Source organism: Thauera sp. 2A1 (assembly GCF_009469595.2).
Taxonomy (GTDB): Bacteria; Pseudomonadota; Gammaproteobacteria; order Burkholderiales; family Rhodocyclaceae; genus Thauera.
Map to the genome: position 1 here is coordinate 116,186 of NZ_SSXV01000013.1, position 7,513 is coordinate 123,698.

A 7,513-nucleotide genomic window follows, 5' to 3' on the forward strand; every position below is an offset into this window, starting at 1 on the left:
CTCAACCCTCCAGCAGGCTGCGCACTTTTTCCACCAGTTCCTTCGTCGAGAAGGGCTTGGTCATGTAGGCGTCGGCGCCCAGTGCCAGCCCCTTGCTCACTTCGGTATCGCGGCCTTTCGCCGTCAGCATCATGATCCGGACCGACGCCAGCGCGGGGTCGGCCCGCACCTCCTGGCAGACGTCGAAGCCACTCTTCCTGGGCATCATCACGTCGAGCAGCACCAGATCGGGACGGCCCTCGCGAATGCGCTGCACCGCCTCCTCGCCGTCGTTCGCGATCGTCACCTCGTAGCCCTCGCGCTTCATGAGGAATTCCAGCGAGATGACGATGTTCTGCTCGTCGTCGGCGATCAGGATCTTCTTTTTCATGTGTTCCTCCCCTGAGCGCTATTCTAATTCAACGGTGGAGCCCGCCGCAGGCAGCGGCAGCGTAAAGGAGAAAGTCGCACCCGCTGCCGAATTCGCCGACAGCCACAGGCGCCCGCCATGGTGCTCCACGATCTGCCGGCTGATCGGCAGCCCCAGGCCGGTGCCTTGCGGGCGGGAGCGCTCATCGCCGCCCTGGCGGAACTTCTGGAAGATCACGTCCCCCAGCCCGGCCGGAATGCCGGGGCCGTTGTCGCCGACATCCACCCTCAACTCCTGCTCGCCGCCCGACAGCGCCACGCGCACCCGGCCTGCCCCCTGCGGCACGAACTTGGCCGCGTTGGACAGCAGGTTGAGCACCACCTGCAGCAGGCGGTCGTGGTCGCCCTGCACCACCGGCGCCAGCGGCGGCAGCACCAGCTCGACTTCGACGCCACGGTCGCGGAACATCTGGCCGGTAGCCTCCACCGCATGCTGCAACAGTTCGCGCATGTCAATGCCGGCGGTGTGCCACTCCGCGTGCCCCGACTCGATCTTCGCCATGTCGAGCACCTGATTGACGAGCCGCGTCAAGCGCTCGGTCTCCGACACGATGATGCCGAGGAAGCGCTGGCGATCGGCCAGGTCGATGCCCGGATCGTCGAGCAGCATCTCGGAGAAGGCGCGGATCGAGGTCAGGGGCGTACGCAGTTCATGGGTCACCGAGGACATGAAATCGTCCTTCAGGCGATCGAGCTCCTGCAGGCGTTCGTTGGCGGCCCTCAGCTCGGCCGTCGCCGCCTCCAGCGCACGCGACTTTTCCTCCAGCTTGCGCGAGTAAGCGCGCACCTGCGAAGCCTCGTCGAGGATGTCCATCACCTCGCCCAGGCCCAGCACTTCCTCCTGCACCACCGACGACACCATGACGCGCGCCGACGCGCTGCCAATGGCGCCGGCCAGCAGCGATTCGGCGAAATGGACCAGCTCGGCATCGGCCTTCAGGTGCATCGCGTCGGGGACACCGTGGGCGCGCGCATAGCCGGCGAAGGCTTCTTCGGTGCGACGCTGGCCGAGGAAGCGCGCGACCAGCGGCATGAGGTCACGCACCTCGGCGCTGCCGCGCCAGAAGCTCGTCGGCAAGCCGTCTCCTCGCCGATGCACATCGACGAACAGCATGCCCTGGCTTGCCTCGGCGCCGGACGGTGCGCGCAGCAGCGACACGAAGACGTAGCCGCCGATGTTCGCCAGCAGACTCCAGAACACCGCGTGGCTGATGTTGTCCAGCCCTTGCAGCCCGAACAGCGCTTCCGGCTTGAGCCAGCCCGCCCCGAACAGCCCCCGGTCGAGAAACGAGGGATCCAGCCAGCCGGATTTTGCGAACGAGGGCAGCAACAGCGTGTAGATCCACACCGCGAAGCCGCCGAGCAGGCCGGCGAGCGCACCCTCGCGGGTGCCGCCGCGCCAGTACATGCCGCCCAGCATGGCCGGTGCGAACTGGGCGACCGCGGCAAAGCTGATGAGGCCGATGCTCACCAGCGCGTAGGCCTCGCCCGCGAGCCGGAAATACACATAACCGAGCAGCAGCACGACGATGATCGCGCCGCGCCGGATGCCGAGCAGCAAGCCGGTCAGGTCCCGCCGCGCGCCCAGCGCAAGGTGCCTGCTGCGCAGCAGGATCGGCATCACGAGGTCGTTGCAGACCATGGTCGACAAGGCGATCACCTCGACGATGACCATGCCGGTCGCAGCCGAAAGCCCGCCGACGAACACCAGCAGCGCCAGCGCCATGTCGCCGTGCGCCAGCGGCAAGCTCAACACGAAGGTATCCGGATCCACGGCGCCGCGCCCGAAATGGAGCAAGCCACCGAGCGCGATCGGAATCACGAAGACGTTGATCGCCAGCAGATAGGCGGGAAAGGCCCAGGTCGCACGCCGCAGGTGAGCCTCGTTGACGTTCTCCACCACCGCGATCTGGAACTGCCGCGGCAGGAAGATCACCGACAGCATGGCCAGCAGGACGTGTGCGAACCAGCCGCCGTAGCCGAGCCGCTGCATGCCCTCCATCCCGAGCAGGCCGGCAACCTCCGGGTACGAAGCGGCCCGGGTGTAGAGATCGCCCACGCCGTCGTACACGATGTAGGTGACGTAGATGCCCACCGCGAGGAAGGCGAGCAGCTTCACCACCGACTCGAACGCGATCGCCGCGACCATGCCCTCATGGCGCTCCGTCGTGTCCAGATGCCGGGTGCCAAAGAGGATGGTGAACGCCGCCAGGGTCAGCGCGATGTACAGCGTGCCGTCGCTCCACCACCCTGGCAGCCCGGTCGGATGGAAGGCGGGGTCGTGATCGCCCACGAGCAGCGTATAGCCGCTGGCCACCGCCTTCAGTTGCAGCGCGATGTAGGGCACCGTCCCCACCACCGCGATGACGGTGACCAGCCCGCCCAGCACATGGCTCTTGCCGTAGCGTGAAGCGATGAAGTCGGCAATCGAGGTGATGCGGTAGCTGCGCGCGATGCGGATCATCTTCAGCATGACGAGCCAGGCCAGCGCAAACCCCAGCGTCGGACCGAGGTACACGGGCAGGAAACCGATGCCGCTGGACGCAGCCCGCCCGACGCTGCCGAAGTAGGTCCACGCGGTGCAATACACACCCAGCGACAGCGCGTACGTCCATGGGTTGTCGATGACGGAACGTCCCTCGTCCGCCCTGCGGTCGCCATGGTAGGCGACGGCGAACAGCACCAGCAGGTAAGCGAAAGACGCGCCGACGACCAGCCAGCTCGGCAGCATCGCGTCGCCGGTCAACGCGCACCCCGCTCGACGATCCAGGCGATGACCAGCACCAGACCGAACCAGACGGCAAAAAGGTAGATGTGCAGCAGCGGAATGCCGAACGGCCGTTCCGGCCGATCGAACAGGGAAAGCAGCGGAAAGTTGAGCAGCAGCACGCCGGCAATGAACACGGCGACCAGGCGCTGCCCTGCGAGACCCTTGCGCATCATGTGCCTCTCATGATGACGACGGTTCTCCGAGTATAGCGGCAACGCCCACCCGCTCTTGAAGGCGGGTCGGGCGTTCCGGATTCGGCGGACGCCGCTTGCGCGCGCCCAGTCTCCCCCAACGTGCCCGGCTACGTGGCCGGGCCTTCTCCTGCAAACCGGAAGCGGGCCGGCGCGCGACTGCGCACCGGCCCGGCACGATCAGCCCTTGAGCTGCTCGAGGATGGCCGGGTTCTCCAGCGTCGAGGTGTCCTGCAGGATCTCCTCGCCCTTGGCCAGTTGGCGCAGCAGGCGACGCATGATCTTGCCGGAGCGGGTCTTCGGCAGATTCTCGCCGAAACGGATGTCCTTCGGCTTGGCGATCGGGCCGATCTCCTGGCCCACCCAGTTCTGCAGCTCCTTGACCATCGCCGCGGCGGCGTCGCCGGTCGGGCGCGCGCCCTTCAGCACCACGAAGGCCACGATCGCCTCGCCGGTCAGGTCGTCCGGACGCCCCACCACCGCCGCCTCGGCCACCTTCTCGTGCGCCACAAGGGCGGACTCGATTTCCATCGTGCCCATGCGGTGACCGGAGACGTTCAGCACGTCGTCGATACGCCCGGTGATGGTGAAGTAGCCGGTATCCTTGTCGCGGATCGCGCCGTCACCCGCCAGGTACAGCTTGCCCTGGAAGTCGGCCGGATAGTAAGACTTCACGAAGCGGTCGGGATCGCCCCAGATGGTGCGGATCATCGCCGGCCACGGCTTCTTGACCACCAGGATGCCGCCCTGGCCCCAGGGCACTTCGGTACCGGTCTCATCGACCACCGCGGCCTGGATGCCCGGGAAAGGCAGCGTGCAGGAGCCCGGGATCAGCGGCGTGGCGCCCGGCATCGGCGTGATCATGTGCGCGCCGGTTTCGGTCTGCCAGAAGGTATCGACGATCGGGCAGCGGCTGCCACCGACGTTCTGGTAGTACCACTCCCAGGCTGCCGGGTTGATCGGCTCGCCCACCGAGCCCAGCAGGCGCAGGCTGGAGAGGTCGTACTTGGTCGGATGCACCGCCGGGTTGTTGTCGGCGGCCTTGATCAGCGAGCGGATCGCGGTCGGCGCGGTGTAGAAGATGCTGACCTTGTGGTCCTGGATCATCTTCCAGAAGCGGCCGGCGTCCGGATAGGTCGGCACGCCCTCGAACACGATCTCGGTCGCGCCGCACGCGAGCGGGCCGTAGGTGATGTAGGTGTGACCGGTAACCCAGCCGATGTCGGCGGTACACCAGAAGACGTCGTTCGGCTTGATGTCGAAGGTGTATTGCATCGACAGCACGGCCTGCAGCAGGTAGCCGCCGGACGAGTGCTGCACGCCCTTCGGCTTGCCGGTGGAGCCCGAGGTGTAGAGGATGAACAAAGGATGTTCGGCCTCGACCCACTCCGGCTCGCACACGTCGGACTGATTCGCGCAAGCGTCGTGGAACCAGGTATCACGGCCGGCGACGATGTTGCACTCACCGCCGGTACGCTTCACGACGACGACGTTCTTGACCGTGTCGCAGCCGCCCAGCGACAGCGCTTCGTCGGCGATCGGCTTCAGCGGCAGCGCTTTGCCACCGCGGTGCTGGCCATCGGAGGTGATCAGCGCGACGGCGCCGGCATCCTCGATACGATCGCGCAGCGCGTGCGCCGAGAAGCCGCCGAACACGATGGAGTGCGTCGCGCCGATACGGGCGCAGGCCTGCATGGCGACCACGCCTTCGATCGACATCGGCAGGTAGATGACGACTCGGTCGCCCTTCTTGACGCCCATGCCGCGCAGCGCGTTGGCAAACTTGCTGACGCGCGACAGCAGGTCCTTGTAGGTGACCCGGGTAACTTCGCCGTTATCGCCTTCGAAGATCAGCGCGACCTTGTCGCCCAGGCCGTTATTGACGTTGCGGTCGAGGCAGTTGTAGGAGACGTTCAGCTTGCCGTCGGCAAACCACTTGAAGAACGGCGCGTTGCTCTCGTCCAGCACCTGGGTGAACGGCACCTTCCAGTCCAGCAACTCCTTGGCACGACGCCCCCAGAAGCCCTCGTAGTCATCCTCGGCTTCCTTGCACAGCGCCCGATAGCCTTCCATGCCCGACACTGCGGCATTCTTCACCGCCTCTTCCGAGGGGTTGTAAAAACGGACTTGCTCGTTGGACATGCTCACCTCTCCTCAACTGATCGAATGGTTGAAGTTGACCCTTGCGAGTCGGCCGGTTGAATCCGGCCTTTGAAAATCCAGCGCACCGCCGGCGATTGCCCGAGCCCGCTGATTCTGATGCCACCATTTAAGAATATCTATCTTACACAGGACTTACACGAGCAATCGTGCGACCTGCGCCTCCACCCGGTGCTAGAATTTCGGGTTGTTGCGGCATTCTGCCCCCATGTCATTCGGAGACCAAGCGCCATGACCATCATTCGCGAAGACGACCTCATCCAGTCCGTGGCGGATGCCTTCCAGTACATCAGCTACTACCATCCGCTGGACTACATCAAGGCGCTCGGCGAAGCCTACGAGCGCGAGCAGAGCCCCGCCGCCAAGGACGCCATCGCGCAGATCCTCACCAATTCGCGCATGTCGGCCGAAGGCCACCGTCCGATCTGCCAGGATACCGGCATCGCCGTCGTGTTCCTCAAGGTGGGCATGGACGTGCAGTGGGACGCGAAGATGAGCGTCCAGGAAATGGTCAACGAAGGCGTGCGCCGCGCCTACAACAATCCGGACAACAAGCTGCGCGCCTCGGTGCTGCTCGACCCCGCCGGCCGCCGCGCCAACAGCAAGGACAACACGCCGGCCGTAGTGCATTACGAGATCGTGCCGGGCGACCACGTCGAGGTGATCTGTGCGGCCAAGGGCGGCGGCTCCGAGAACAAATCGAAGATGGTCATGCTCAACCCGTCCGACTCCATCGTGGACTGGGTACTCAAGACGGTGCCGACCATGGGCGCCGGCTGGTGCCCGCCGGGCATCCTCGGCATCGGCATCGGCGGCACGCCGGAGAAGGCGATGCTGCTCGCCAAGGAATCGCTGATGGCGCCGGTCGACATCCACGAGCTGCGCGAGAAGGCCGCCTCCGGCGCGACGCTCACCCGCGTCGAGGAACTGCGCCTCGAGCTCATGGACAAGGTCAACGCGCTGGGCATCGGCGCGCAGGGCCTGGGGGGTCTCACCACCGTGCTCGACGTCAAGATCATGGACTACCCGACGCACGCCGCATCGCTGCCGGTGGCGATGATCCCGAACTGCGCCGCGACCCGCCATGTGCACTTCCATCTCGACGGTTCGGGCCCCGCGAAGCTCGATACGCCGAAGCTCGAGGACTGGCCGCAGGTCACCTGGAAGCCCGACACCAACGTTGCCACCCGCGTCAATCTCGACACCCTCACCAAGGAAGAAGTCGCTTCCTGGAAGCCGGGCCAGATCCTGCTGCTCAACGGCAAGATGCTCACCGGACGCGACGCCGCGCACAAGCGCATCCAGGACATGCTGGCCAAGGGCGAGAAGCTGCCGGTGGACTTCACCAACCGCGTCATCTACTACGTCGGCCCGGTGGACCCGGTGCGTGACGAGGTCGTCGGCCCCGCCGGCCCCACCACCGCCACGCGCATGGACAAGTTCACCCGCATGATGCTCGAGCAGACCGGCCTCATCTCGATGATCGGCAAGTCCGAGCGCGGCCCGGTCGCCATCGAGGCGATCAAGGACAACAAGTCGGCCTACCTGATGGCGGTCGGCGGCGCGGCCTACCTGGTGTCGAAGGCGATCAAGGAAGCAAAGGTCGTCGGCTTCGCCGACCTCGGCATGGAAGCGATCTACGAGTTCACCGTGCAGGACATGCCGGTGACGGTCGCGGTCGACTCCAATGGCACCAGCGTACACAACACCGGCCCGAAGGAGTGGCAGGCAAAGATCGGCAAGATTCCCGTCGCCGTCGCCTGATCATCCCCCCTCAACACCCGCAAGCCCGGCAAGTTCGATCTGCCGGGCTTTTTTGCGCCCGGTGTGGCAGCGGACCTGGCCGCGATCGATTCTGTATCGAGTAGGGGACGGGGTCACCCCCGTCGCCCTCTCACACCACCGTACGTGCGGTTCCGCATACGGCGGTTCATGAAAGACACTGGAGCCGTCGCGTCGTATCGAGCAGCGACACCAGACCCAA

General features: G+C 65.7%; 5 protein-coding genes. 1 reads left to right on the forward strand and 4 read right to left on the reverse strand.

Going from position 1 to position 7,513, the window contains the following annotated elements; translation table 11 throughout:
* Nucleotide 1: 1 nt before the first annotated feature.
* From GH664_RS13415 to acs, 4 genes are all read right to left on the reverse strand, one after another.
* Nucleotides 2-370: a response regulator transcription factor gene (locus GH664_RS13415; RefSeq protein ID WP_153168579.1), complete on the reverse strand. Its 369-nt coding sequence runs from the start codon at nucleotides 368-370 to the stop codon at nucleotides 2-4.
* An 18-nt stretch (nucleotides 371-388) separates the two neighbouring features.
* Entirely contained in the window at nucleotides 389-3,139 is a 2,751-nt protein-coding gene (locus GH664_RS13420; RefSeq protein ID WP_153168580.1) for a sensor histidine kinase, read from the reverse strand.
* 11 nt (nucleotides 3,140-3,150) lie between these two features.
* Nucleotides 3,151-3,348 (reverse strand): hypothetical protein, encoded by a 198-nt coding sequence (locus GH664_RS13425; RefSeq protein WP_194270407.1) that lies wholly within the window; start codon nucleotides 3,346-3,348, stop codon nucleotides 3,151-3,153.
* Nucleotides 3,349-3,549: 201 nt separating this feature from the next.
* Nucleotides 3,550-5,511 carry an acetate--CoA ligase gene (gene acs / locus GH664_RS13430; protein WP_153168582.1) on the reverse strand — a complete coding sequence of 654 codons (1,962 nt, stop codon included), beginning with the start codon at nucleotides 5,509-5,511 and terminating at the stop codon, nucleotides 3,550-3,552.
* A 249-nt stretch (nucleotides 5,512-5,760) separates the two neighbouring features.
* Here acs and GH664_RS13435 point away from each other — a divergent pair, with 249 nt between their 5' ends.
* On the forward strand, nucleotides 5,761-7,293 hold the full coding sequence (locus GH664_RS13435; RefSeq protein ID WP_153168583.1) for a fumarate hydratase: 1,533 nt from the start codon (nucleotides 5,761-5,763) through the stop codon (nucleotides 7,291-7,293).
* Nucleotides 7,294-7,513: the final 220 nt, after the last annotated feature.

Bases quoted from the DNA above. Each gene is read 5' to 3' on its own strand.
- acs (WP_153168582.1), bottom strand. From the start codon at position 5,511: ATGTCCAACGAGCAAGTCCGTTTTTACAACCCCTCGGAAGAGGCGGTG.
- GH664_RS13425 (WP_194270407.1), bottom strand. From the start codon at position 3,348: ATGCGCAAGGGTCTCGCAGGGCAGCGCCTGGTCGCCGTGTTCATTGCC.
- GH664_RS13435 (WP_153168583.1), top strand. From the start codon at position 5,761: ATGACCATCATTCGCGAAGACGACCTCATCCAGTCCGTGGCGGATGCC.
- GH664_RS13420 (WP_153168580.1), bottom strand. From the start codon at position 3,139: ATGCTGCCGAGCTGGCTGGTCGTCGGCGCGTCTTTCGCTTACCTGCTG.
- GH664_RS13415 (WP_153168579.1), bottom strand. From the start codon at position 370: ATGAAAAAGAAGATCCTGATCGCCGACGACGAGCAGAACATCGTCATC.